The 24,826-nt window shown below is 70.0% G+C and carries 18 protein-coding genes; 16 read left to right on the top strand and 2 right to left on the bottom strand.

The features are described from left to right. Window positions 1–4 precede the first annotated feature (4 nt). The 10 genes from JN22_RS32425 to JN22_RS32380 all read left to right on the top strand — a co-directional run bounded on the left by JN22_RS32425 (window position 5) and on the right by JN22_RS32380 (window position 13,356). The gene (locus JN22_RS32425) at window positions 5–907 is read left to right on the top strand and encodes an ABC transporter ATP-binding protein (RefSeq protein WP_223678019.1); all 903 of its coding nucleotides are present in this window, start codon (window positions 5–7) and stop codon (window positions 905–907) included. A 166-nt stretch (window positions 908–1,073) separates the two neighbouring features. Then, entirely contained in the window at window positions 1,074–2,438 is a 1,365-nt protein-coding gene (locus JN22_RS32420; protein ID WP_085558041.1) for an enolase-like domain-containing protein, read from the top strand. A 24-nt stretch (window positions 2,439–2,462) separates the two neighbouring features. Continuing rightward, on the top strand, window positions 2,463–3,614 hold the full coding sequence (locus tag JN22_RS32415) for a Gfo/Idh/MocA family protein (protein ID WP_085558040.1): 1,152 nt from the start codon (window positions 2,463–2,465) through the stop codon (window positions 3,612–3,614). A gap of 179 nt (window positions 3,615–3,793) precedes the next feature. Beyond that, on the top strand, window positions 3,794–4,957 hold the full coding sequence (locus JN22_RS32410) for a dihydrodipicolinate synthase family protein (RefSeq protein ID WP_085558039.1): 1,164 nt from the start codon (window positions 3,794–3,796) through the stop codon (window positions 4,955–4,957). Between the two features lie 2 nt (window positions 4,958–4,959). Beyond that, a complete protein-coding gene (locus JN22_RS32405) occupies window positions 4,960–5,826 on the top strand; it encodes a sugar phosphate isomerase/epimerase family protein (RefSeq protein WP_085558038.1) in 867 nt (288 codons plus the stop codon). Window positions 5,827–5,970: 144 nt separating this feature from the next. Then, window positions 5,971–7,233 carry a CheW domain-containing protein gene (locus tag JN22_RS32400; RefSeq protein ID WP_085558037.1) on the top strand — a complete coding sequence of 421 codons (1,263 nt, stop codon included), beginning with the start codon at window positions 5,971–5,973 and terminating at the stop codon, window positions 7,231–7,233. A gap of 63 nt (window positions 7,234–7,296) precedes the next feature. Beyond that, a complete protein-coding gene (locus JN22_RS32395) occupies window positions 7,297–9,234 on the top strand; it encodes a HAMP domain-containing methyl-accepting chemotaxis protein (protein ID WP_085558036.1) in 1,938 nt (645 codons plus the stop codon). 15 nt (window positions 9,235–9,249) lie between these two features. After that, window positions 9,250–10,719 carry a mechanosensitive ion channel domain-containing protein gene (locus JN22_RS32390; protein ID WP_085558035.1) on the top strand — a complete coding sequence of 490 codons (1,470 nt, stop codon included), beginning with the start codon at window positions 9,250–9,252 and terminating at the stop codon, window positions 10,717–10,719. Window positions 10,720–10,837: 118 nt separating this feature from the next. Further along, the gene (locus JN22_RS32385) at window positions 10,838–12,187 is read left to right on the top strand and encodes a protease (RefSeq protein ID WP_085558414.1); all 1,350 of its coding nucleotides are present in this window, start codon (window positions 10,838–10,840) and stop codon (window positions 12,185–12,187) included. After that, window positions 12,184–13,356, top strand: a complete 1,173-nt coding sequence (locus JN22_RS32380; RefSeq protein ID WP_223678018.1) for an MFS transporter — start codon at window positions 12,184–12,186, stop codon at window positions 13,354–13,356. Before JN22_RS32385 ends, JN22_RS32380 begins: the two co-directional genes overlap by 4 nt. A gap of 12 nt (window positions 13,357–13,368) precedes the next feature. Here JN22_RS32380 and JN22_RS32375 read toward each other — a convergent pair whose 3' ends face one another. Continuing rightward, window positions 13,369–14,289, bottom strand: a complete 921-nt coding sequence (locus JN22_RS32375) for a response regulator transcription factor (RefSeq protein ID WP_143269005.1) — start codon at window positions 14,287–14,289, stop codon at window positions 13,369–13,371. Beyond that, window positions 14,276–17,716, bottom strand: a complete 3,441-nt coding sequence (locus tag JN22_RS32370; protein WP_085558033.1) for a hybrid sensor histidine kinase/response regulator — start codon at window positions 17,714–17,716, stop codon at window positions 14,276–14,278. The genes JN22_RS32375 and JN22_RS32370 overlap by 14 nt, the downstream gene beginning before the upstream one ends. 361 nt (window positions 17,717–18,077) lie before the next feature. Between JN22_RS32370 and urtA the strand changes: the two genes are divergently transcribed. From urtA to JN22_RS32340, 6 genes are all read left to right on the top strand, one after another. Continuing rightward, the gene (gene urtA, locus JN22_RS32365; RefSeq protein WP_085558032.1) at window positions 18,078–19,337 is read left to right on the top strand and encodes an urea ABC transporter substrate-binding protein; all 1,260 of its coding nucleotides are present in this window, start codon (window positions 18,078–18,080) and stop codon (window positions 19,335–19,337) included. A 280-nt stretch (window positions 19,338–19,617) separates the two neighbouring features. Continuing rightward, window positions 19,618–20,544 (top strand): urea ABC transporter permease subunit UrtB, encoded by a 927-nt coding sequence (urtB, locus tag JN22_RS32360; RefSeq protein ID WP_085558031.1) that lies wholly within the window; start codon window positions 19,618–19,620, stop codon window positions 20,542–20,544. Between the two features lie 10 nt (window positions 20,545–20,554). Further along, a complete protein-coding gene (gene urtC, locus JN22_RS32355) occupies window positions 20,555–21,721 on the top strand; it encodes an urea ABC transporter permease subunit UrtC (protein ID WP_085558030.1) in 1,167 nt (388 codons plus the stop codon). A gap of 13 nt (window positions 21,722–21,734) precedes the next feature. After that, entirely contained in the window at window positions 21,735–22,481 is a 747-nt protein-coding gene (gene urtD / locus JN22_RS32350; RefSeq protein WP_085558029.1) for an urea ABC transporter ATP-binding protein UrtD, read from the top strand. Between the two features lie 17 nt (window positions 22,482–22,498). Continuing rightward, the gene (gene urtE / locus JN22_RS32345) at window positions 22,499–23,188 is read left to right on the top strand and encodes an urea ABC transporter ATP-binding subunit UrtE (RefSeq protein WP_085558028.1); all 690 of its coding nucleotides are present in this window, start codon (window positions 22,499–22,501) and stop codon (window positions 23,186–23,188) included. A gap of 49 nt (window positions 23,189–23,237) precedes the next feature. Continuing rightward, the coding region (locus JN22_RS32340) for a transporter substrate-binding protein (RefSeq protein WP_179166336.1) at window positions 23,238–24,826 on the top strand (1,589 nt) is incomplete at its 3' end.

The following is a 24,826-nucleotide window of genomic DNA, read 5'->3' as shown; positions in this document are numbered from 1 at the left end:
CCGGATGACGCCGCCGATCAACGAGCCGACGGCCGAAAATCCGGCGACCGAACAGCCGAGGACCGACGAGGAGACGCACGGCATGGCACAGCCGCAGTTGAAGCTGGTGGGCGAGGCGGAGACGCAGCGTCTGTCCGGCGAGCCGTTGATCCGGATCGACGGCGTGAGCAAGACCTACCGCACCCGCGACGGCGAGGTTCCCTCGCTCCGCCCGATCAGCTTCGACGTGCGGCCGGGCGAGTTCCTGGTGATCGTCGGCCCGTCGGGCTGCGGCAAGTCCACGCTGCTGAAGATGCTGGCCGGGCTGCTGCCGGTCACCGCCGGCACCATCCGCATCGAGGGCGACACGGTGACGGAGCCGCACGACGACACCGGCATCGTGTTCCAGAGCCCGACCTTGCTGGCCTGGCGGTCGGTCCTGCGCAACATCATGCTGCCGGTCGAGGTGCGCCGCCTGCCGCGCGAAAAGTATCTGGAGCGCGCCCTGAAGCTGGTCGAGATGACCGGTCTGAAGGGGTTCGAGAACAAGTATCCCTGGCAGCTCTCGGGCGGCATGCAGCAGCGCGCGGCCCTGTGCCGGGCGCTGGTGCACGACCCGAAGATCCTGCTGATGGACGAGCCGTTCGGCGCGCTCGACGCCATGACGCGGGAGCGCATGAACGTCGAGCTTCAGCGCATCCAGCACGAGACCGGCAAGACGGTGATCCTCATCACCCACTCGATCCCCGAGGCGGTGTTCCTCGCCGACCGGGTGATGGTGATGTCGGAACGGCCGGGCACCATCGCCGCCACCTACGACGTCCCGCTGCCGCGCCCGCGAACGCTGGACGTCATGGGCGACCCGGTGTTCGTGCAATTGACCCAGAAGATCCGCGCCCATTTCGCGGCGCAGGGTCATCTGGACTGAGGCGACCGGCAAGCGCCGGCCAACGCGTTCCCCCACACTGACCCTCCCCCATCCCATGGGGGAGGGGACTTTTCCGGCCCGTCCCTGCCCAGCGGGGGAGGGCGGAGACCCGTGCGCCAGCACGGGAAGGGCGGGGGCCAGTCACTTCACCACGGGAACCCCGACGATGCCCGCCCCCCGTCTCCGCATCCGCGCCATCGAGCTGTACGAGCGGCCCGTCCGTTTCGTGAAGCCCTTCCGTTTCGGCGCCGTGACCGTCGAGGCGGCCCCGCAATCCTTCGTCCGCGCCCTGGTCGCGGTCGAGGGCAAGGGCGAGGCGTGGGGCGCCACCGCCGAGATGATGATGCCGAAATGGTTCGACAAGCGGCCGGACCAGGGCCCCGCCGACACGGTCGAGGGGCTGCGCCGCTCGCTGCGCTCGGCCCGCGACGGCTACCTTGCCGACGGCCGCCTCGACACCGCTTTCGGCCATGCCGCCGCCTTCACCCCGACGGAGGTGCCGAAGCTCGCCGCCGCCTACGGCCCGGCGCAGATCGACAAGGCGGTGCTCGACGGGCTGCTGCGGGTGCTGGGCGCCAACGTCTTCGACGGGTTGCGCGCCAACCTCGCCGGGCTCGACGCGCGGCGGACTCCGGACCTCGCCGGGCTCGACCTCGACGCCTTCCTGGCTGGGCTGGAGCCTTTGCCCGCGGTGGAGCTGCGCCACACGGTCGGGCTGCTCGACAGCTCGGAGAGCCTGCGGACGCTGCGGGCCCGTTCGTCGCTGCGCTGGTTCAAGATCAAGCTGGGCGGCGACGCCGCCGCCGACATTGACCGGCTGACCGGGATCGCCGCCGTGCTCGACGCGGCCGTCCCCGGCTACCGCGCCACGCTCGACGGCAACGAGCAGTACGCCGGCGCCGACCATGTCGCCGAACTGCTGGAGCGGCTGGAGCGGGAACCGGCGCTGGCCGGGCTGCGCCGCGCGCTGGTCCACGTCGAGCAGCCGATCGCCCGCGACGCGGCGCTGGCCCGGCCGCTGGGGGCCTTGGCCGACCGCGTCCCCTTCATCATCGACGAGTCCGACGACGACTACGACGCCTTCCCGCGCGCCCGCGCCATGGGCTATCGCGGGGTGTCGTCGAAGGCCTGCAAGGGCCTCTACAAGGCCATCCTCAACCGTGCCCGCTGCACGGTCTGGGGGGCGCCGCATATCCTGTCCGCCGAGGATCTGACCTGCCAGGCCGGACCGTCGGTGCAGCAGGACACGGCGCTGGTGGCGCTGCTCGGCCTCAGCCACGCCGAGCGCAACGGCCACCAGTATGGCGGGGGCTTCGGCACCGCCGCCGAGGGAGAAGCCTTCCTCGCCGCCCACCCCGGCTTCTACACCCGCGACCCGGACGGTTCGGTCCGGCTTGCGACGGACAGCGGGCGCCTGTCCACGGCGCCGCTCTCCGCCCCCGGTTTCGCCCGCGCGGCCGAGCCCGCCTGGGACAGCCTGACCCCGATCCAGTCCAATCCCATCCACTCCACCCCCGTCCAACCCGCTTAAGAGCCTTCCTAGGGAGTCCTACCCATGAGCACGCAACGCCTCGGGATCATCATGCACGGCGTGACCGGCCGGATGGGGATGAACCAGCACCTCATCCGCTCGATCCTCGCCATCCGGGCGCAGGGCGGCGTCACCCTGTCCGACGGCTCGCGCGTCATGCCCGACCCGATCATCGTCGGCCGCAACGCCGAGAAGATGCGCGAACTGGCCCAGCGCCACGGCATCGAGCGCTGGAGCGACAACGTCGAGGCGGCGCTGGAAAACCGCGAGGACAGCATCTTCTTCGACGCCGGCACCACCCAGATGCGGCCCATCCTGCTGGAGAAGGCGATCCGCGCCGGCAAGCACGTCTATTGCGAGAAGCCGATCGCCACCAACCTGGAAGCGGCGCTCGGCATCGTCCGCCTCGCCGAGCAGGCTGGGGTGAAGAACGGCACCGTGCAGGACAAGCTGTTCCTGCCCGGCCTGCAGAAGCTACGCATGCTGCGCGACAGCGGCTTCTTCGGCCGCATGCTGTCGGTGCGTGGCGAGTTCGGCTATTGGGTGTTCGAGGGCGACTGGCAACCGGCGCAGCGCCCGTCCTGGAACTACCGCGAGGAGGACGGCGGCGGCATCATCCTCGACATGATCTGCCACTGGCGCTACGTGCTCGACAACCTGTTCGGGCCGGTCAAGAGCATCTCCTGCCTCGGCGCCACCCACATCCCCGACCGCTGGGACGAGCAGGGCAAGCGCTACGACGCCACCGCCGACGACGCCGCCTACGCGATGTTCGAGCTGGAGGGCGGGGTGATCGCCACCATCAACTCCTCCTGGTGCACGCGCGTCTACCGCGACGATCTGGTGACCTTCCAGGTCGACGGCACCAACGGTTCGGCGGTCGCCGGCCTGACCGACTGCGTGATCCAGCCGCGCCAGGGCACGCCGCGCCCGGTGTGGAACCCGGACCAGAAGCAGACCATGGACTTCTACGACACCTGGCAGCCGGTGCCGGACAACCAGCCGAACGACAACGGCTTCAAGATCCAGTGGGAGTCCTTCATCCGCCACGTCGTCGAGGACGCGCCCTACAAGCACGGCCTGATCGAGGGCGCCAAGGGCGTGCAGCTCGTGGAATGCGCGTTGCAGAGCTGGAAGGAGCGCCGCTGGGTCGACGTTCCGTCGCTGACCGCCTGATCCGATCCGGGGCACTTGTCCCCCGGCGCGCACATAAGCCCCTCTCCCCTTGTGGGAGAGGGGTTGGGGTGAGGGGGAGCGAATCTTTCCGCCTGCGGCGGAATACCCCTCATCCCAACCCTTCTCCCGCAAGGGGAGAAGGGCAAGAGTCGACGGCCCTACAGTTCCGGAGTCCCGCCATGGCCCTGACCATCCGCCTGCCGCGTGCCGACCGCACGCTCGAAACCTACGAACTGGCCCCCGCGCGCGGATTTCCGGCCCGCACCGACCGGCCCCTGACCCGCGTCGCCTACGCCGCCGCCCACATGGTCGCCGACCCGCTGGCCGAGGGCGATCCCTGGCTGGCCCCGGCGATCGACTGGGACCGCACCATTGCCTTCCGCGAGCATCTGTGGGACCTCGGGCTCGGCGTCGCCGAGGCGATGGACACCGCCCAGCGCGGCATGGGGCTCGACTGGCCGACCTCGCTGGAACTGATCCGTCGCTCGCTCAGCGCCGCCAAGGCGCGGGGGAACGCTGTCGTCGCCTGCGGCGCCGGCACCGACCATCTGCCGCCGGAGAACGCCGGAACCATCGACGACGTGATCCGCGCCTACGAGGAGCAGATCGAGGCGATCGAGGCGCTGGACGGCCGCATCATCCTGATGGCGTCGCGCGCGCTGGCCCGCGTCGCCAAGGGGCCGGACGACTACGCCCGCGTCTACGGCCGCATCCTCTCCCAGGTGAGGCAGCCCGTCATCCTGCATTGGCTGGGCGACATGTTCGACCCGGCGCTGGCCGGCTATTGGGGCACCGCCGACCTCGACGCCGCGATGGACACCGCACTCGGCATCATCGGCGATTTCGTGCCGAAGGTGGACGGCATCAAGATCTCGCTGCTCGACAAGGAGAAGGAGATCGTCATGCGCCGCCGCCTGCCGGCCGGCGTGCGCATGTACACCGGCGACGACTTCAACTACGCCGAACTGATCGCCGGCGACGGGGAACTGCACTCCGACGCGCTGCTCGGCATCTTCGACGCCATCGCCCCGGCCGCCGCCGCCGCGCTGGCCGAACTGGCCGACGGCAACGAGGCCGGCTTCCACGACATCCTGGCGCCGACCGTGCCGCTGTCGCGCCACATCTTCAAGGCGCCGACCCGCTTCTACAAGACCGGCGTTGTCTTCATGGCCTACCTGAACGGCCATCAGGACCATTTCACCATGGTCGGCGGGCAGGAGAGCACGCGCTCCACCCAGCACCTCGCCGAACTGTTCCGGCTCGCCGACAAGGCCGGGCTGCTGACCGATCCGGAACGCGCCGCCAGCCGCATGGCCGCCGTTCTCGCCGTGCGGGGGCTGTGACGATGCGCGACTTCTCGGGCGACCACCGCTGGCTATCGATCAACACCGCCACCGTGCGCAAGCAGGGTGATCTCCTCCAGATCATCGAGGCCTGCCACCGCCACGGCATCCGCGCCATCTCGCCCTGGCGCGATCAGGTGGCGGCGGTCGGGCTCGACGCCGCCGTCCGCGCGGTGCGCGGCGCCAACCTCCAGCTTTCCGGCTATTGCCGGGGCGGCATGTTCCCGGCCGACGCGTCCCACCGCGCCGAGATGCGCGACGACAACCGCCGCGCGGTGGACGAGGCGGCGGCGCTCGGCGCCGTCTGCCTCGTGCTGGTCGTCGGCGGCCTGCCGCAATACTCCCGCCCGGGCTCGGCGCCCAGCAAGGACCTTGCCGGTGCCCGCACCCAGGTGGAGGACGGCATCGCCGAGCTGCTGGACTATGCCCGCGGCGTCGGCATGCCGCTCGCCATCGAGCCGCTGCACCCGATGTACGCCGCCGACCGTGCCTGCGTGAACACGATGGGGCAGGCGCTGGACATCTGCGACCGGCTCGACCCGGCACGCAGCGGGGCGCTGGGGGTGGCGGTGGACGCCTACCATGTCTGGTGGGATCCGGATCTCCAGGCGCAGATCCGGCGTGCCGGCAAGGAACGGCTCCTGGCCTTCCACGTTTGCGACTGGTTGGTGCCGACGACCGACCTGCTGCTCGACCGCGGCATGATGGGCGACGGCGTTATCGACCTGCCGCAGATGCGCGGCTGGGTCGAGGCGTGCGGCTTCGCCGGCTACTCGGAGGTCGAGATCTTCTCGACGAACAACTGGTGGGAGCGCCCGATGGACGAGGTGCTGTCCACCTGCATCGAGCGCCACCGCAGCGTCGTCTGACCGCCCATGCCTTGATCGCCGGGTCTGACCGCCGGGAGGCGCGGTCTTTACGGTTGGCTAACGCGAGCGGTGCCATAGTCCGCCCCAGGTGACGGCCGTCGAATCGGGGGCCATCGAACCAGGGGGGAAACGGTGCATCCCGACATGGCGCTTCTCGACCCTCCCGTCCGTCCGGCGGTGCGCGCAACCTCCGCCGCGCTGCGGCTGACGGTGGCCGGCACGGCCTGGTCGCTGCCGATGGAGGCGGTCCACGCCATCGCCGAAGCCGGCGGGGAGAGCGCCCCGCTGACGCCGCTGCCCCTGGCCGAACCGCCGGTCGAGGGGGTGGCCGCCGTCGGGGGGCGCCCGGTTCTCCAGATCGATCTGGCCCGCGCGCTGGCCGGCGGCCTGGACGCTCCGCCCGGCACCGGCCGGATTCTCGTGACCGTCGCCACGGAAGCGGGGCCCCTCGCGCTGCGGGTGGAGGATGCCCGCTGGGGCGGGGGAGCCGCAGCGCCGCGCCTGGAGTTCGGTGACCGGCTGCCGTGGGTCGGCGAGGCCGTTCCTGTCCCCCAGCTGGAAGCCCAGCCGTGCCGCGGGGCCGACGCGATGCTTCCCCTGCTGCCGGTCCACCACGCCGGCGAGAGGGTCGCGCTGCGGATCGACCGTTTGGACCGGGTCGAGCGCCCCGATTCGCTGACTCCGGTGCCCGGATCGCGGGATGTGCTTCTCCGTTTTGGCGATGCGCTGCTGACGGCCCGGCCCCTGACGGGGGAGGGGGCCGGCGGTGCTCCTTGCGCTCTGGTCCTGCGCGGCGACGCGCCCGGCGAGCAGGCGGCGTTGCTGGTCGAGCGGGCGCTGGGCGTCGAGCGCTGCCCGCTCGACCGCCTGACCGCCCTGCGGCATTCGGATGGCGTCGAGTCGCTGTGGTGGCGCCGGGAGGATGGGGAGCCCCTGCGCGTCATCGACCCCGGCCCGCTGTTCGGCTGGGCCGCCACGGCGGGCGGCGAAGGCCGCGTCGGCAAGGCGGCGTGTTGGACACCGCCCCGCCCCGCCCGTCCGGATGTTCTGGAGGTGGAGATCGCCGGGCATGCCGTGGCTTTCCCCTTGGCGCTGGTCGCCGGGGTCGATGAGGCGCCCTTTGCCGGCGGCTCCGCCCGTCTGCGGCTGGCCGGGATGCGGCGGGCGCTGCCGGTCGATCGCCTGCGGCCGCTGGCGGCGGACGGTACCGCCGGTTGGCGGAGCCTGACCGCGCTGCCACCGTCCGTTGCCCCGCTGTTCGACGCCGCGCGCTGGGACGCGACGGCCATGCGCTGGCGGTTCCGGGTGAACGCCGACAGTTTGACGCGAATTCCGGGAAACCGTGTAGCATGGCCGGCGAAACGGGCGCTGGCGGCGGCCCGGCGGGTCTGGGGCGGCGGCTCCTAGGTTCCGGTCCGGTGCGTCCTCCCTCCCGTCGATCGAATCGAACCTGCCGGTGACCGCCTGATCATGACCGTCAAGACCAAGCTGCGCCTTGCCTTCCTGCTGATGATCGTGCTGTTCGGGCTGTTCGGGGCGGTGGCCCTGAAGGCGCTGTCGCTGGTCGGCCACGACATCGAGCACATCGCCGGAGACGTCCTGCCCAGCGTGGTGGCGAGCAACGCCATCAACACCGCGACCAGCGACTACCGAGACTACGAGCTGCTGCACATCCTCAGCACCGACCCGGCCGAGCGGAGGGAGTACGAAACCCAGCTCGCCAAGCTCAAGGACGACATCGCGCTGTGGCGGTCGCGCTACGAGCCGCTGGTCGACACGCCGGAGGAAAAGGCGCGCTACGCCAACTTCTCGCGCGACTACGCCACCTACCTCGCCGGCAGCGCCCGCCTGCTGGAGGCCTCGGCGAAGGGCGCGGGTGGCGAGGCGCTCGGCATGGTCAAGGAGGCCAACCGCCTGTTCGGCGCCTTCAGCGACGATCTGGTCGAGCTGGTGCGCCTGGCCCAGGCCGACAGCGAGCGGACCAGCCAGGACGCCGCCCGGGTGGTGTCGCGCGGGCGGACCGTCATCATCGTCGGGCTGACCGTCGGCATCGGCTTCGCGCTGTTCTGCATGTGGCTGGTCGAGACGATGATCGCGCGGCCGGTCGCCGGGCTGACCGGAACCCTGCGGCAGGTCGGCAGCGGCGACCTGTCGGTCGAGGTCGGGCAGACCGACCGCGCCGACGACATCGGCCAGATGGCCCGCGCCACCGAGGCGACCATCGTCGCGGTCAAGGGGCTGGCCGGCGACGTCGGCACGCTGGTCGACGCCGCCCAGTCCGGCGCCCTGTCGGTGCGCGCCGAGCGCGGGCAGCACCAGGGCGAGTACGCCGTGCTGGTCGGCGGCCTCAACGAACTGATCGAAACCCTGACCAAGCCGCTGTTCGAGGTGGTGTCGGTCATGCAGCTCCTGTCGGCCGGCGACCTCCAGGGCCGCATGACCGGCAGCTACGAGGGCGACCTGCGGGCGCTGAAGGCCAACATGAACCGCAGCCTGGACGGGCTGGTCAGCCTGCTGGGCGAACTGGCGGACCTCGCCGGGCGGATGGCCGGCGGCGACCTGACCGGCGCCGTCGCCGGTTCCTACCAGGGCGACTTCGCCGTGCTGAAGGGCAACGTCAACCGCGCGCTGGAGCAGATGCGCGGCCTGATCGGCCACATCGCCGACGACACCGTGCAGATCGCCGCCGCCGCGACCGAGACCTCGGCCGCCGCCCGGCAGGTCGCCGAGCTGTCCGACCGCCAGCTGATGAGCCTGACCGCCGTGGCCGGCGCCGTCGGCCAGACCGCCCAGTCGGTCGAGGAGATCGCCGCCAACGCCGGCCGGGGCCGCGACCTCGCCACCGCGACCGCCGGACTGGCGGAGGAGGGGCGGATCAAGCTGGCCCACCTGTCCGGCGCCGTGGAGCGGATCGCCGCCGCCCATGACAAGATCGAGCGCATCGCCGGCACCATTACCCGCATCGCCGACAAGACGCACATCCTGTCGCTGAACGCCGGCATCGAGGCCGCCCGCGCGGGTGAGCAGGGGCTGGGCTTCGGCATCGTCGCCCAGCAGATCGGCCGGCTGGCGGAGGACGCGGCGCTGGCGGTGCGCGACATCGAATCGATCGTCGCCGAATCGGCGCAGACGGTGCGCGAAGGCGTGGCGACCGCCGGGGAGGCGCGCGGCTCGATCGAGCGCATCGCCGAGGCGGCGCGCGACAGCGGCGGCGCCGTGCAGGCGATCTCCGCGGCCATGGCGCAGCAGAGCGTCGCCGTGCAGGAGTTGGTCCGCCAGCTGGGCGAGCTGCGCGCCGGCAGCGAGGGCAACGCCGCCGCCGCCGAGGAGATCAGCGCGACGATGGAGGAGCTGGCCCGCATGGTCCACCGGGCGCGCGACCAAGTCGGCCGCTTCCGGTTGGCCTGACGGGTCGGAGGGGACATGGCCAATCCCGGGATCGTCACCCGCCTGAACAAGCTGCTGCTGCCGCTCGCCGGCTGCCTTCTGCTGGGCGGTGCCCTGTATCTGGAGGGCAGCGCCTACCAGACCGCCGGGGCCGAGGCGCTGGAGAGCGGCTGGCGGGTGCTCGGCTATGCGCTCAGCATCGGGCTGATCCTGTCGCTGGCGACGCTCGTGCAACGGCTGGTGCAGTATGTGGTGCTCGACGGGCTGGTGGCCAGCGCCATGGGCGGGCCGGTGCCGCGCCTGCTCAGCCAGCTGTCGGGGTTGCTGATCTTCCTGCTCGCCTTCGGGGCCATCGCCGGCTTCGTCTTCAAGCAGGATCTGACGGTGCTGTGGGCGGCGTCGGGCGTCGCCGGCGTCGTGCTCGGCATGGCGCTGCGGGAGCTGCTGCTCGACATCTTCACCGGGCTGGCGCTGAACCTCGACCGGCCGGTGAGGATCGGCGACCACGTGCGGCTGCACAAGGCCGGGGACGAGACGTTGCAGGGCCGCATCGTCGAGATCAGCTGGCGCAGCACCCGGCTGAAGGACGACATGGGCAACCTGGTGATCGTGCCGAACAGCCGCATCGCCGCCTCGACCATCACCAACCATTCGATGCCGGAGCCCTGGCTGGAGTTCATGGTGCCGCTGGTGCTCGACGCCGGGGTGCCGACCGAGCGCGCCCTGCGCATCCTGGAGGCGGCGGTGATCGAGGCGTCGCTGGCCTTCGCCACGCCCACCGCCCCGCCGCCCTACATCCGGGTCCGCGCCATCACCCTGAACGGGGTCGAGTACGGCGTCTATTTCAACCCGCCGGTGGAGAAGCGCTTCCGCGCGCGCTCGATCGTGCTGGAGCATGTGCTGCGCCACCTCGACCGCGCCGGCCTGCGTCCGGCCTGGCCGAAGGGCGAACGGGCGTCCGGCGATCCGGAAACCGCCGCTTGGCGGTCGGTCGAGGCGGACGGCCTCACCCGGCTGCTCGCCGCTACCGCGCCGCTGAACGCGCTGGACACCGACGATCGCGCGGTTCTCGCCGGAGCGATCCGCCTGCGCCGGCTGCCGGCCGGGCTGACGCTGGTCCAGGCGGGGGAGACCGCCGTCGCCGTCCATCTCGTGCTCGAAGGGCTGCTGGCCGCCGAACCGGCGCGCGGGCGCGGTGCCGGTGCCGCGCCGGTGCCGCTCGGTCCGGGGCGGCTGGTGGGGGCCGGAGCCTTGCTGCTTGGCGGCGCCCATGGCGAGACGGTGCGCTGCCGGACCGAGACGCTGGTCGGCGAGATCACGATGGACACGCTGCGCCTCGTGCTGGAACGGCGACCGGAGGCGGCGGAGGCGCTGAGCCGGGCCGCTGCGGCGCTTCTGGCCGGCGAGGGCGCCGGGGGCCGTGCCGGGGAGGCCGATCTGGCCGCCGACATCCTGTCCAACCTGCGGCGGGCCACCGGGCTGGGCCGGCTGGTGGCCGCCCGTTAGCCTGGCGGAATGGACCGGCCGGGCGGTCGGGCCGGGATTCGTTTGGGAGGATTGCGTCTTCACCCTTGGGCCGGCGGTGGCTAAAGTGGAACCCTGGCCGGCAATGCAAGGTGGTGGCGTGCTGAAATTGGCCTTTCTGCTGATCGGCCCCGGAGCCTTCCGGTCGCAATGGTCCGTCCTCGCCCTTGCCGGTGCCGCGCTGATGGGGTTGGCCCTGCTCCTCGCCGCCAGCGCCTGGGCCGGCAGCGCGTGGGATTGGGTCGAATGGATGACCTACGCGGCGCTGGGCCTGGTGTTCGTCGCCAATGGCCTTCTCGCGCTGCTCGCCGGCGTCTTCGCGACGGAACGTGTCGAGCGCCGTCTCGGCACGGCGAAGGCCGCCGCCTCCACCATCGCCGGCGGCCTGATCCTCCTCACCCCGTTCCAGAGCGGCTGGGCGCTCGCCCTGCTGTTCGCCGTGGCGCTGGCCCTGGACGGGGCGGCGCGCGTGGTCTCGACGCTGCTCTACCGCTATCCCGGCTGGCGTCCGATCGTCGCCTGCGGCGTGGTCGAGCTGGTCCTGGCGCTGATGATCCTCATGGGTTGGCCGCTTCCCCAGGACCGCAACATCCCGCTGTGCGTCGGGCTGTTCATCGGGTTGTCCGGCTGGCTCCTGCTGCGGCTGGGCGTGATGCTGCGGGACCTGGAGGACGAGGCCGCCATCCTCATGCTGCCGGTCTTTTCCGGCCGGGGCTGGTACGACAACGCGCCGATCCTGATCGGCGCCGACCCGCCCCGTCTGGACGAGGAGCCCCCGCTGGTGGTCCGCGTCTGGACCCCGGCCGGGTCGATCGGCGAGCGGGCGCGTCGTCCGCTGATCGACCGCTACATCGCGGCGGTCGACCGGAACGGGATCATCTCCACCGGGCACAGCGCGCTGGAGATGGCGCCCGACCTCTACATCAGCCATTACCCGGCCGTCGAGATCGACCACACTGGCCAGAGCCTGCTCAAGACGCTGAGCTCCAAGCCGGAGAACGACGTCGAGGGCCGCTTCCTCGCCTCCTACGCCGAGGAGGTCGCCTCCTGGTGCGAGGCCGACGCCAGCGTCGAGTTCCGCCGATTCAGCCCGCGCCGCCTGCGCGTGTTCTGGGCCGGCTACCGCCAGGACAACCGCTACAACCTGACCAACCGCAACTGTTCGGTGGTCGTGGCCGCCGCGCTCGACGCCGCGCTGGAGGGGGTGCTCGCCGACCGCGCCCCCTGGCTGCGTCTGGCCCGCCTGCTGGCGGATCCGGATCTGTGGGTGGCGGCGCTGATCCGCAGCCGGGCGTCGTCGATGACCTGGACGCCCGGCCTCGTGCTCGATTACGCGCGGACCCTGGCCCGCATCGTGGAGCGGCGCGACCTCTCCTGGGCTGGACGCTTCCGAGACTTCCTGGCGCGGCTGCGCGCCGCCGACACCAGCGTGGGAGCTGTGGCATCGTGACCGGAACCGACACCCTTTCCGAAAACCCCGGCGCCGGAGGGGGCGGGGCCGCCCTGCTGTCGCGCGCCGCCGTCATCGCCATCGCGATGATGTTCGGCCTGACCTACAGCCTGAGTGCCGGATTGATCGCCCTCGATCTCGCGGCCCGGAACCTGAGCGAGACCTTCATCGGCGCCAACGCCGCGATGCACGCGCTGGGCGTGCTGGCCATGGCGGTGCTGCTGCCGCGAATCGTCGCGGCGCTGGGCATCCGCCGCCTGGTCGTCGGCGCGCTGGTCCTGGCGGCGCTGGTGCTGGCCGCCTTCCCGGCCACCCCGATCTGGCTGTGGTTCCCGCTGCGCATCCTGCTGGGGGCGGCATCGGAGGCGCTGTTCGTGCTGTCGGAGACCTGGACCAACAGCCTGAGCACGGAGGCGACGCGCGCCCGCGCCATGGCGGTCTACACCGCCGCCCTGTCGGTCGGCTTCGCGCTGGGGCCGCTGATGCTGTCGGTCATCGGCGCGGGTGGGGCGGCGGCCTATCTCGCCGGTGCCGGCGTCGCCCTGCTGGCGGCCCTGCTCGTCGCCTCGCCGAAGGTGCGGGCGCCGGCCTTCGACCGGCCGTCCCGGGAAAGCCCGCTCCATTTCATCCGGCTGGCGCCGGTGGCGATGGGGGCGATCATGCTGAACGCGGCGATCGAGACCGCCGGCCTGTCCTTCCTGGCGATCTACGCCACGCAGCTCGGCTGGCCGGAGAGCGGCGCCACCCGGCTGATGACCTGCATGATGGTCGGCGCCATCCTGCTGCAACTGCCGATCGGCTGGCTGGGCGACAAGATGGACCGCATGAGGCTGGTCGTCCTGCTGGCGGCCGCCGCCACCCTCGGAGCCCTGCTCTGGCCCTTCGCCCTGGCCAGCGAGGCCGCCACCTACGCCCTGCTGTTCGTCTGGGGCGGCGCCTTCGTCGGCATCTACACCATCATGCTGGCGGTGGTCGGCAGCCGTTTCCAGGGGTCCGAGCTGGTCGGCATCTACGCCGTCATGGGGTTGATGTGGGGGGTGGGCGCGCTGCTCGGGCCGGTCCTGGCGGGGCTCGCCATGGATCTGGTGCCGCATGGGCTGGCCTTCTTCGCCGCGGCGGTCTGCTTCGTCTTCGTGGCCTCGGTGATGGCGGGGCGGCGGACGGCGTGAGGCTGGAGCCCCTCACCGCGTGTTGAGGGTCCGCACCGCCATCGCCGCCGCCGCGGCGCGGTTCTCGACGCCGAGCTTGGCGTAGATCTGCTCCAGATGCTTGTCGACCGTGCGCGGGCTGAGGCCGAGGATTTCGGCGATGTCGCGATTCGGCTTGCCGTTGGCGACCCACATCAGCACCTCGGCCTCGCGGGCGGTCAGCGCCAGCTTCTGCTTCAGCCGCGCGTCCTCGCCGGCGCCGGTCTCGTCGGTCAGTTGCAGCAGCAGCTCGTCGGGGCCGGTCTGGCCGACCGGGCTGATGCGCAGCCGCAGGCCGGTCGCCTCGGCGGTGATCACCACCGTGTCGGGCTTGCGGCCCGGTCCGTTGCGCCGCCGCTCCTCCAGCCAGACCCGCGCCTCTTCCGGCAGGGTGAAGCCCGGCTGGGAATCGTGGCCGAAGGCGGCCTCCAGCATGCGGCTGGTCTGCGGCGTGCACCACAGCACCTCGCCCTTGTGGTTGGCGGCCAGCAGATAGCGGCCGGTGACGTCGAGCGCGGCGCGCGTGCTCTGGGCGACGCGGGCGTTGGCGAGATGGGCGTACATGCGGGCGATCAGCGCCTCGGCGACGATCGGCTTGGTGACGTAATCGACGCCGCCGGCCGAGAAGCCCTTCAGGATGTGCTCGGTCTCGGTCAGGCCGGTCATGAAGATGACCGGGACATGGGCGACCGCGCTGTTGCGCTTCAGCCGCCGGCAGGTCTCGAAGCCGTCCAGGCCGGGCATGATCGCGTCCATCAGGATGACGTCGGGGGTCACCTGCTCCAGCAGCGTCAGCGCCCGGCGGCCGTCGAGCGCCACCAGCACCGTGACCCCGGCCTCCTCCAGCGAGTCGGTCAGGAAGCTCAGCGCCTCGGGCGAATCGTCGACGACGAGGACGACGTCACGTGGTTTCATGTCCGGGGGCTTCGTCAGGGCTGTCATCACGGTGCACCGCCTCCAGCGTGGCCATGTATTGGTTCAGGTCATAGTTGGCGACCAGCGTCCGCATCCGCCCGACGAAGGCGCCGAGGTCGGGGTGCGCCGCCGCGATCTCCGCCAGCTTGGCCTGCATGCCGCGCACATAGCCGATGCGGCCGAGATGCAGCAGTTCGGCGATGTGGTGCTGCGGCGGCAGGTCGGACTCGGCGAAGCCGGGCCGGGCGGCCGTGGCATCGCCGGGCGGTGCCGGCTGCTCGTACTCCCAGGCGATCGGGCGCAGCTTGCCCAGGCAGGCCAGCAGCTTCGGGATCGACACCGGCTTGGCCACGAAGCCGTCGTGCGGCGCTTCCGGCGGCAAGGCGGCGGGAGACAGGGCGGCGCGGTCCTCGCGGGTGTCGGCGGAGACCATGACGATGGTGGCGGCCTCGTGGCCGGTCCGCCGCAGCAGCCGGGCGACCTCCCAGCCGTTCAGGCCGGGCATGGAGATGTCGAGCAGGATGATGTCCGGCCGGTGCTGCTCGGCCAGCGTCAGGCAACTCGGTCCGTCCGCCGCCTTGACGACGGTGAAGTCCAGCTCGCCGAGGATCTCGCCGATCAGGTTGCGGTGGGCCATGTCGTCGTCGGTGACCAGCACGGTCAGCCGCCGCCCGCTGTAGCCGCGGATCAGATGCTCCGGCTGGGCGGGGGCCGCCGACAGCATCGCCGCCGACATCATCAGCCGCACCTTGAAGCGGCTGCCCCGGCCGACCTCGCTGGTCACGGTGATCTCGCCGCCCATCACTTCGGTCAGCAGCTTGGTGATGGTCAGGCCGAGCCCCATGCCGGGAACCATCTGGTTCGCCGCCGCCCCGCGCTCGAAGGGCTCGAAGATGCGCTCCAGATCCTCCGGCGCGATGCCGGGGCCGGTGTCCTCGACCTCGAACTCGGCGATCTGGCTGCGGTGGCGCACGCGCAGCGTCACCACGCCGGATTCGGTGAATTTGATGGCGTTCGACAGCAGGTTGATGACGATCTGGCGGATGCGCCCCTCGTCGGTGACGACGACCGGCGGCAGCTCCTCGACCGGCTCGAAGCGGAATTCGATGCCCTTGGCCTCGGCCTGGAGGCGGAACATGCTGACGAACTGGTCGAGCAGCTCGACGAAGCGCACCTCGCCGCGGTTGAGCTGGAGGCGTCCGCCCTCGATCTTCGACACGTCGATCAGCCCGTCGAGCAGGCCCGACAGATGCTCGGCGCTGCGGCGGATCACCTTCACCGCGTCGGCCCGGTGCGGCGGGATGGCGGGGTCGCGCTCCAGCATCTGGGCGTAGCCGAAGATGGCGCTCAGCGGCGTGCGGAACTCGTGGCCGATGCCGACCAGATAGCGGCTCTTGGCGAGGTTGGCGGTCTCCGCCGCCTCCTTGGCCTTTTGGAGCTGGGCATCGGTCTGCTCGTGGGCGGCGATCTCCTGCATCAGCAGGGCGGTCTGCTTGTGGGATTCCTCCTGCGCCACGCGGCGGCTCTCGCGCGCCAGCACGAACAGCCAGGTGGCGACGCCGGCGACGATCATCAGGATGAAGAAGACCTTCCACAGCGTGCTGCGGATGACGGCGCGGGAGTCCTCGTTGACCGCCGCAACCTCGAAATAGACCAGCGCCAGCACCGCGCCGATGGCGATGGCGAGCAGCAGCAGAACGCCGAGATAATGGCCGAACCGTGCCTTCAGGGCGCTCGCCGCGCGGACCGGCAGCAGCGCGTCGAGGACGCGGCGGAGCTGCACGCCGAGCCGCGCCTCGCTCTTGCAGCCGTCGCCGCAGCGGGCGTCGAGCGAGCAGCAGAGCGAGCAGATCGCCCCGGCATAGACCGGGCAGAAGGCCATGTCCTCCGGTTCGAAGGCGTGCTCGCAGATGCGGCAGCGGATCGCCTCCTCGCGGTTCCAGCCCTCGAAGGGGCGGCGCGCGATGTAGTACTCGCCGCGCGTGGCCCAGGCGATCAGCGGGGCGGCGGCGAAGGCCGTGGCGAAGGCGAGGAAGGGTGCGTAGCCCTTCAGGGTCGGCCCGAACAGCCCGAGGAAGGCCGGCACCGAGGCGACGGCCGCCAGCCCCATGGCGCCGACCCCGACCGGGTTGATGTCGTAGAGATGGGCGCGTTTGAACTCGACCTGCGGCGGGCTGAGCTTGAGCGGCTTGTTGACCACGAGGTCGGCGACCAGCGCGCCGATCCAGGCCGCCGCGAAGCTGGAATAGAGGCCGAGCACCGGCTCCAGCGTCTTGTAGACGCCGAGTTCCATCAGCATCAGCCCGATGACCACGTTGAACACCACCCAGACCACCCGGCCCGGATGGCTGTGGGTCAGCCGGGAGAAGAAGTTCGACCAGGCGATCGAGCCGGCGTAGGTGTTGGTGACGTTGATCTTGATCTGCGACAGCACGACGAACAGCCCGGTCAGCCCGAGGGCGAGCTGCGGCGACGGCGTCACGTACTGGAAGGCGGCGAGATACATGCGGGTCGGCTCGGCCGCCTGCTCCAGCGGGACCGCGTGGTTCAGCGCCAGCACCGCCAGGAAGGATCCCAGCAGCATCTTCAACGCGCCGATGACGATCCAGCCCGGCCCGGCGGCCAGCAGCGCCGCCCACCAGCCGAACCGGCCGCGCCAGCCGCCCTCCTTCGGCGTCTGCGGCAGGAAGCGGATGAAGTCGACCTGCTCGCCGATCTGCGCGGTCAGCGAGAAGACCACCGAGGCGGCGGCGCCGAACAGCGCCACGTCGAAGGCGCCGCCGGCGTCGCCGCTCTGGATGCCGGTGAAATCGGCCCATTGGGTGAGGGATGCGCGGTCCTGGACGGCGATGAACAGGAAGGGCAGGGCGTGCAGCGCCAGCCAGACCGGCTGGGTCCACAGCTGGATGCGGCTGATGACCGTGAACCCGAAGGCGACCAGCGGGATGACGACCAGCGAGCTGACGACGTAGCCGGCGGCGAGCGGCAGGCCGAACACCATCTCCAGCGCGGTCGCCATGATCGCCGCCTCGATGGCGAAGAAGATGAAGGTGAAGGAGGCGTAGATCAGCGAGGTGATGGTCGAGCCGATGTAGCCGAAGCCGGCGCCGCGCGTCAGCAAATCCATGTCCACCCCGTAGCGGCTGGCGTAGACGCTGATCGGCAGGGCGGTGGTGAAGATCAGGAGGGCGGTGGCGAGGATGGCCAGCGTGGCGTTGGTGAAGCCGTAATTCAGCGTGATCGCCCCGCCGATCGCCTCCAGCGCCAGGAAGGAGATCGAGCCCAGCGCCGTGTTGGCGACCCGCAACGGCGACCAGCGCCGCGCCTTCCGCGCGGTGAAGCGCAGGGCGTAATCCTCCAGGGTCTGGTTGGCGACCCAGCGGTTGTAGGTTCTGCGGACCGCGACCACCCGTTGCTGGTTCGCCATGGCACCTCTTCGGTTTGTTCGATCAACAAACTGTAAGCGGGTCTCTCTTGAGGATGTCAGGCGGACGTCTTTCTGTACAGCGGCGGTGGTGGGCGAAAATCCACAAAAAACGATCGAGTAAAAAGGCCGATGCTCATCACGCGATGACCGGCCGTCTCCGCTCGCCTCTTGGTGGTTCGTGGATTGGTGGCAGCGGTGATTTGGACCATCCTATAACGATTTGCGGGGACGTACCCCTATACGCAAATCCACGTATTGCTGCGATGCACCACTGGCCCGACCATCGGCCCCGTTGATACGGCGCCGCTTCCGCCGATCCCCCGCCTTTCAAAAAGACAAATCGCCCACATCAGGAGGTTCCATGTCCTCGGATAAGACCAATGGCGGCCTGCGTTCGCCGTTCCGGCGCAAACTCCTCCTCGGCATGGCGGCGCTGCCCGCCGTCACCCTGCTGACGCGCAACGCCGCCGCCCAGGCGCTGGCGACCGACGCGGTCAACACCACCAAGCTGGCGGTGACCGACAGCACGGTGAAGGTCGGCATCCTGCACTCCACCACCGGCACCATGGCGATCTCCGAGACCGGCTCGGTGCAGGCGGAGAAGCTGGCGATCGCGCAGATCAACGAGATGGGCGGCGTGCTCGGCCGCAAGATCGAGGTCATCCAGGAGGACGGCGCCAGCGACTGGCCGACCTTCGCCGAGAAGGCCCGCAAGCTGCTGGTCGAGGACAAGGTCGCCGCCGTGTTCGGCTGCTGGACGTCCGCCTCGCGCAAGGCGGTGCTGCCGGTGTTCGAGCAGTACAACGGCATGCTCTACTACCCGACCTTCTACGAGGGTCTGGAGCAGTCGAAGAACGTCATCTACACCGGCCAGGAGGCGACCCAGCAGATCCTCGCCGGCCTCGACTGGGTGTCGAAGGAGAAGGGCGCCAAGAGCTTCTTCCTCATCGGCTCCGACTATATCTGGCCGCGCACCTCCAACAAGATCGCCCGCAAGCACATCGAGAAGAACGGGCAGAAGGTCGTCGGCGAGGAATACTTCCCGCTCGGCCACACCCAGTTCAACTCGGTCATCAACAAGATCAAGCTGACCAAGCCGGACGTCATCTACGCCTCGGTGGTGGGCGGCTCGAACGTCGCCTTCTACAAGCAGCTCAAGGCGGCGGGCATCAACCTGGAAAAGCAGACCCTGATGACCATCTCGGTCACCGAGGACGAGATGCTCGGCATCGGCGGCGAGAACATCGCCGGCGCCTACGCCTGCATGAAGTATTTCCAGTCGCTGAAGAACCTCAACAACGAGAAGTTCGTCGCCGCCTTCAAGAAGATGTGGGGCGGCGAGAGCGTCATCGGCGACGTGACCCAGGCCGGCTACCTGGGGCCGTGGCTGTGGAAGCTGACGGCGGAGAAGGCGCAGAGCTTCGACGTCGACAAGATCGCCGCGGCCTCGGACGGCATCGAGTTCACCGGCGCGCCGGAGGGCTATGTCCGCGTCCACGCCAACCATCATCTGTGGAGCAAGACCCGTGTCGGCCGCGCCCGCATGGACGGCCAGTTCGACGTGGTGTTCGAGACCGCCGACCTGATCGAGCCGGATCCGTTCCCCAAGGGCTACCAGTAAGGGGGCTGGGGGGGCGGCGTTAGCCCCCCACTCTAACCTTTCCGTAGACACTGAGAAGCCCTTCTCCCCTTGTGGGAGAAGGGTTGGGATGAGGGGGATTCCGCCAAAAGGCGGAAAAAAGAGGGCGTTTCCGGCCGGCTTGAAGCCGGCTCCCCCTCACCCCAACCCCTCTCCCGCAAGGGGAGAGGGGCTTCTCAGCGCTCCCCCCCGGCCCTCCCCCGCGAGAGCGGGGGAGGGCCGGGGGGGAGCGCCGCAGGAACACTGCACAGGAGTTCCCATCATGTTCGAGGGCTACAGCCTGGCCGAACTCGGCTCCATCTTTGCGATGCAGGGATTCGCCGGGCTCATTCTGTTCTCCGTCTTCGTGCTGATGGCGCTGGGCCTCGCCATCATCTTCGGGCAGATGGGCGTCATCAACATGGCGCACGGGGAATTCATGATCCTCGGCGCCTACGTGACCTACCTGTGCTCGACGCTTGTGTCGCAGCACGCGCCGGCCCTGTTCCCCTTCTACTTCTTCGTCGCGATGGTCCTCGCCTTCGTCGCCAGCGGGCTGCTCGGCATGCTGGTGGAGTGGGGCATGATCCGCTTCCTCTACAAGCGGCCGCTCGACACGCTGCTGGCGACCTGGGGGCTCAGTCTGATCCTCCAGCAGATCTTCCGCTCGGTCTTCGGCGCGCGCGAGGTCGGCGTCGTCCTGCCCGACTGGCTGATGGGTTCGGTCGCCGTCACCGACAGCATCGAGGTGCCGATCAACGGCCTGTTCGTCATGGGGCTGACCATCGCCATCACGGTGGTGATCTACGTCGTCATGTTCCGCTCGCGCTGGGGCCAGGGCGTGCGCGCGGTGATGCAGAACCGCACGATGGCCGGCGCCGTCGGCATCAACACCGAGAAGGTCGACCGCTACACCTTCGGGCTCGGCTGCGGCATCGCCGGGGTGGCGGGCAGCGCCTTCACCATGGTCGGCTCGACCGGCCCAACCTCGGGCCAGCTCTACATCGTCGACACCTTCCTGGTCGTCGTGTTCGGCGGTGCCCAGAGCCTGATCGGTACCATCGCCTCGGCCTTCACCATCTCGCAGGCGCAATCGACGATGGAGTTCTTCCTCAGCGGCTCGACGGCCAAGGTCCTGACCCTGCTGACCGTCGTCGCCATCCTGATGCTGCGCCCGCAGGGCCTGTTCGTCCTCAAAGTCCGCCGGTGAGGGGCAAACCATGAAGAAGACAGCCATCCAGAGCGGATCCCCGTTCCGCGTAACCGGGGAAATGACCGGGGTCCTGCTGCTCGCCCTGCTGATCGTCGTCGTGCTGCCGCTCGGCCTCGACATCTTCCGGCTGAACATGGTCGGCAAGTACCTGACCTACGCCTTCGTCGCGCTCGGGCTGGTGCTGTGCTGGGGCAGCGCCGGCATCCTCAGCCTGGGCCAGGGCATCTTCTTCGGGCTCGGCGGCTACTGCATGGCGATGTTCCTGAAGCTGGAGGCGTCGAGCCCGGAAGCGACCAAGATCCAGTCGACCCCCGGCATCCCCGACTTCATGGACTGGAACCAGCTCACCGCGCTGCCATGGTTCTGGGAGCCCTTCCACAGCCTGACCTTCTCGATCGTCGCGGTGGTGGCGGTGCCGGCGCTGCTCGCCTTCGTCGTCGGGCTGGCGATGTTCAAGCGGCGGGTCGGCGGCGTCTATTTCGCCATCATCACCCAGGCCTTCGCCGCCATCCTGACGATCCTGATCGTCGGCCAGCAGGGCTACACCGGCGGCATCAACGGCATCACCGACCTGCGCACGCTGAAGGGCTGGGACATCCGCACCGACGAGGCGAAGCTGGTGCTCTACTTCGTCAACGCCGCGCTGCTGATCGGCTGCATCCTGCTCTGCCTCTATGTCCGCCATTCCAAGCTGGGCCGCATCCTGGTGGCGCTGCGCGACAAGGAGGACCGGGTCCGCTTCTCCGGCTACGACGTGGCGAACTTCAAGATCTTCGTCTTCTGCTTCGCCGCCGCGCTGTCGGCGGTGGGTGGCGCGATGTTCACGCTCCAGGTCGGTTTCATGTCGCCGTCCTTCGTCGGCATCGTGCCGTCGATCGAGATGGTCATCTATTGCGCGGTCGGCGGCCGGCTGTCGCTGCTGGGGGCGGTCTACGGCACGCTGCTGGTCAACTGGGCCAAGACGCTGCTGTCGGAAAGCTTCCCGGAGCTGTGGCTGTTCGCCATGGGCGCGCTGTTCATCGGCGTGGTCATGGTCTTCCCCAACGGGCTGGCCGGGCTCTACCAGCAGCATCTCGCCCCGCATCTGAAGCGCCTGCTGTCGCGCGGCCGTCCCGACGGCGTCGCCGCTTCCGCTCCCGCCACCATCATCCCGCCCCACACCGCCGCCGACTGAGGAGCGCACCCCCATGGCCAATCCGACGGATTACCTGCTGGCGGTCGAAGGGCTGACGGTGTCCTTCGACGGGTTCAAGGCGGTCAACGACCTGTCCTTCTACGTCGACGCCAACGAGATCCACGTCATCATCGGCCCGAACGGCGCCGGCAAGACGACGGTGCTCGACCTCATCTGCGGGCGGACCAGGGCGTCCGGCGGCTCGATCAGGTTCCGCAACAAGGAACTGACCGCGATGAAGGAGCACCAGATCGTCAAGGCCGGGGTCGGGCGCAAGTTCCAGAACCCGTCGATCTACGACGACCTGACGGTGTTCGAGAATCTGGAAATCTCCTTCCCCCGCGGCCGCACGGTGTTCGGAGCGCTCGCCTTCAAGCGCGACGCGGAGGTGCGCGAGCGGGTGGCCGAGATCGCCGAGATGATCTTCCTGTCCGACCATCTCGACCAGCGCGCCGAGTATCTCAGCCACGGGCAGAAGCAGTGGCTGGAGATCGGCATGCTGCTGATCCAGGACCCCGAGCTGCTGATGCTCGACGAGCCGGTCGCCGGCATGAGCGTCAACGAGCGCAAGAAGACCGCCGAGCTTCTCAACAGGATCATCCAGAACCGCTCGGTGCTGGTGATCGAGCACGACATGAAGTTCGTCGAGGACATCGCCCACCGCGTCACCGTGCTCCATCAGGGGAAGATCCTGTCGGAAGGCTCGATGGAGCGGGTGAAGAACGACCCGAAGGTCGTCGAAGTCTATCTGGGCCATTGAGAGCAAGGGGATTGAAGATGCTGTCCGTCAACCAACTGCGCGTGTCCTACGGCCAGAGCGAGGTTCTGCACGGCCTGGACTTCACCGTCGCGCCCAACGAGATCGTCGCCATCATGGGGCGCAATGGCATGGGCAAGACCACGCTCATGAAGTCGCTGATGGGGATCGTGCCGACGCGCTCGGGCGCCGTCCGCGTCGGCGACACCGAGATCACCAACCTCAAGAGCTACGAGCGGGTGGCCCACGGCGTCGCCTACGTCCCCCAGGGCCGCATGATCTTCCCGGCGATGACCGTGCAGGAGAACATCGAGACCGGCCTGACCGTCCATGGCGGGCGCAGCGTGCCGGGCGATCTGTATGAACTCTTTCCGGTGTTGCTGGAGATGAAGGGCCGGCGCGGCGGCAATTTGTCGGGCGGCCAGCAGCAGCAGCTCGCCATCGCGCGGGCTCTGGCCAGCAAGCCGAAGGTGCTGCTGCTCGACGAGCCGACCGAGGGCATCCAGCCCTCGATCATCCGCGAGATGGGGCGGACCCTGCGCCGCATCCGCGACGAGAGGGGGCTCAGCATCGTCGTGTCGGAGCAGGTGCTGAGCTTCGCGCTCGACATCGCCGACCGGGTGCTGGTCATCGAGAACGGCGAGATCGTCCACGAGGACACGCGCGACCAGGTGGACGAGGCCAAGGTCGCCCGCCTGCTGTCGGTGTGAGAACCACGCCGCCGTGCCGCCGAACGTCATCACAGTCCGGGGAACCCTGATGAACCCTGCCAAGATCGCCACCGTCTCCGGCGCCGCCGTCGCCGCTCTCGCCGCGCTGTCGGCCGCCCTCGTCCTGACGACCGGCTCGACCGGCGCGGCGCTCGCCGGCATCGCCGCCACCGCGCTGCTGTCGGTCGCCACGCTCCACGGCGCGCTGGCGCGCCGGGTCGGCGGGCCGCTCGACCGGCTGGCCGCCGACGCGGCGGCGCTGGCCGGCCGGGAGCGGACGGGCGACGATCTCGGCGATCTGCGCGCCGCGTTCGACCAGCTCGCCGCCGACGCCTCGGCCCGCGCCGCCGGCGACGCGGAGCGCGAGGCCGAGCGTAAGGCGACGGAGGAGCGTGCGGTCCGGCTGGAGACCCTGACCCGCGCCTTCGAGAACAAGGTCGGGCATCTGGTGCAGACCGTCTCCACGGCGGCCGGCGAGATGACCGAGACGGCGACGACGATGACCGGCACCGCCGACCGCAGCAACCGGCTGTCGGCGGCGATGGCGGCGGCGTCGGGCCAGGCGTCGGTCAACGTCCAGACGGTGGCGACGGCGACCGAGGAGCTGTCGGTCTCGATCCAGGAGATCGGTCGGCAGGTCGCCGCCTCGGCCGGCATCGCCGGCAAGGCGGTGGATGACACGAGGCGCACCGACGCTGTCGTCCAGGGGCTGGCCGAGAGCGCCAACCGCATCGGGCAGGTGGTGACGATGATCCACGGCATCGCCGGCCAGACCAACCTGCTGGCGCTGAACGCCACCATCGAGGCAGCCCGTGCGGGCGAGGCCGGCAAGGGCTTCGCGGTCGTGGCGAGCGAGGTGAAGACCCTGGCCAACCAGACGGCCAAGGCGACCGAGGACATCTCCACCCAGGTCGGCGCCATCCAGTCGGCGACGGCCGAGGCGGTGAGCGCCATCCGCGGCATCGCCGGCACCATCGCCGACATCAACGAGATCGCCGCGACCATCGCCGCCGCGGTCGAGCAGCAGGGCGCCGCCACCGCCGAGATCGCCCGCAACGTCCAGCAGGCCGCGCGCGGCACCGAGGAGGTCGCCCGCAGCATCACCGGCGTGACCGAGGCGGCGTCCGACACCGGCACGGCCGCCGGGCAGGTGCTTGACGCCGCCGGTCAGGTGTCGCAGCGCGCCGACCAGCTCAGCCAGGAGGTCAACAATTTCCTGGCCGAGGTCAGCCTGCAAGCGGCCCTGCGCCGCCGCTCCGCCGCCGCCGGGCGGACGGGTGCCTCTGCCGGCCGGAAGCGCAGCGTCAGCGGCCCGGCGACGGCGACGGTCAACACCACCGGCCTCGCCGTCACCGACGACAGCGTGACCATCGGCATCCTGCATTCGGCGACCGGCACCATGGCGCTCAGCGAGGGCGGCTCGATCCAGGCGGAGATGCTGGCGATCCAGCAGATCAACGAGATGGGCGGCGTGCTCGGTCGCGAGATCCGCATCAGTCAGGAGGACGGCGCCAGCGACTGGCCGACTTTCGCCGAGAAGACGCGCAAACTGCTGGCCGAGGACAAGGTGGCGGCGATTTTCGGTTGCTGGACATCCGCCTCGCGCAAGGCGGTGCTGCCGATGCTGGAGGGGCACAA

The organism is Azospirillum agricola, from assembly GCF_020005195.1.
In the GTDB taxonomy this organism is placed as follows: Bacteria; Pseudomonadota; Alphaproteobacteria; order Azospirillales; family Azospirillaceae; genus Azospirillum; species Azospirillum agricola.
Note: the sequence above shows the minus strand (reverse complement) of the source record. Positions and strands in the feature narration are given on the sequence as shown.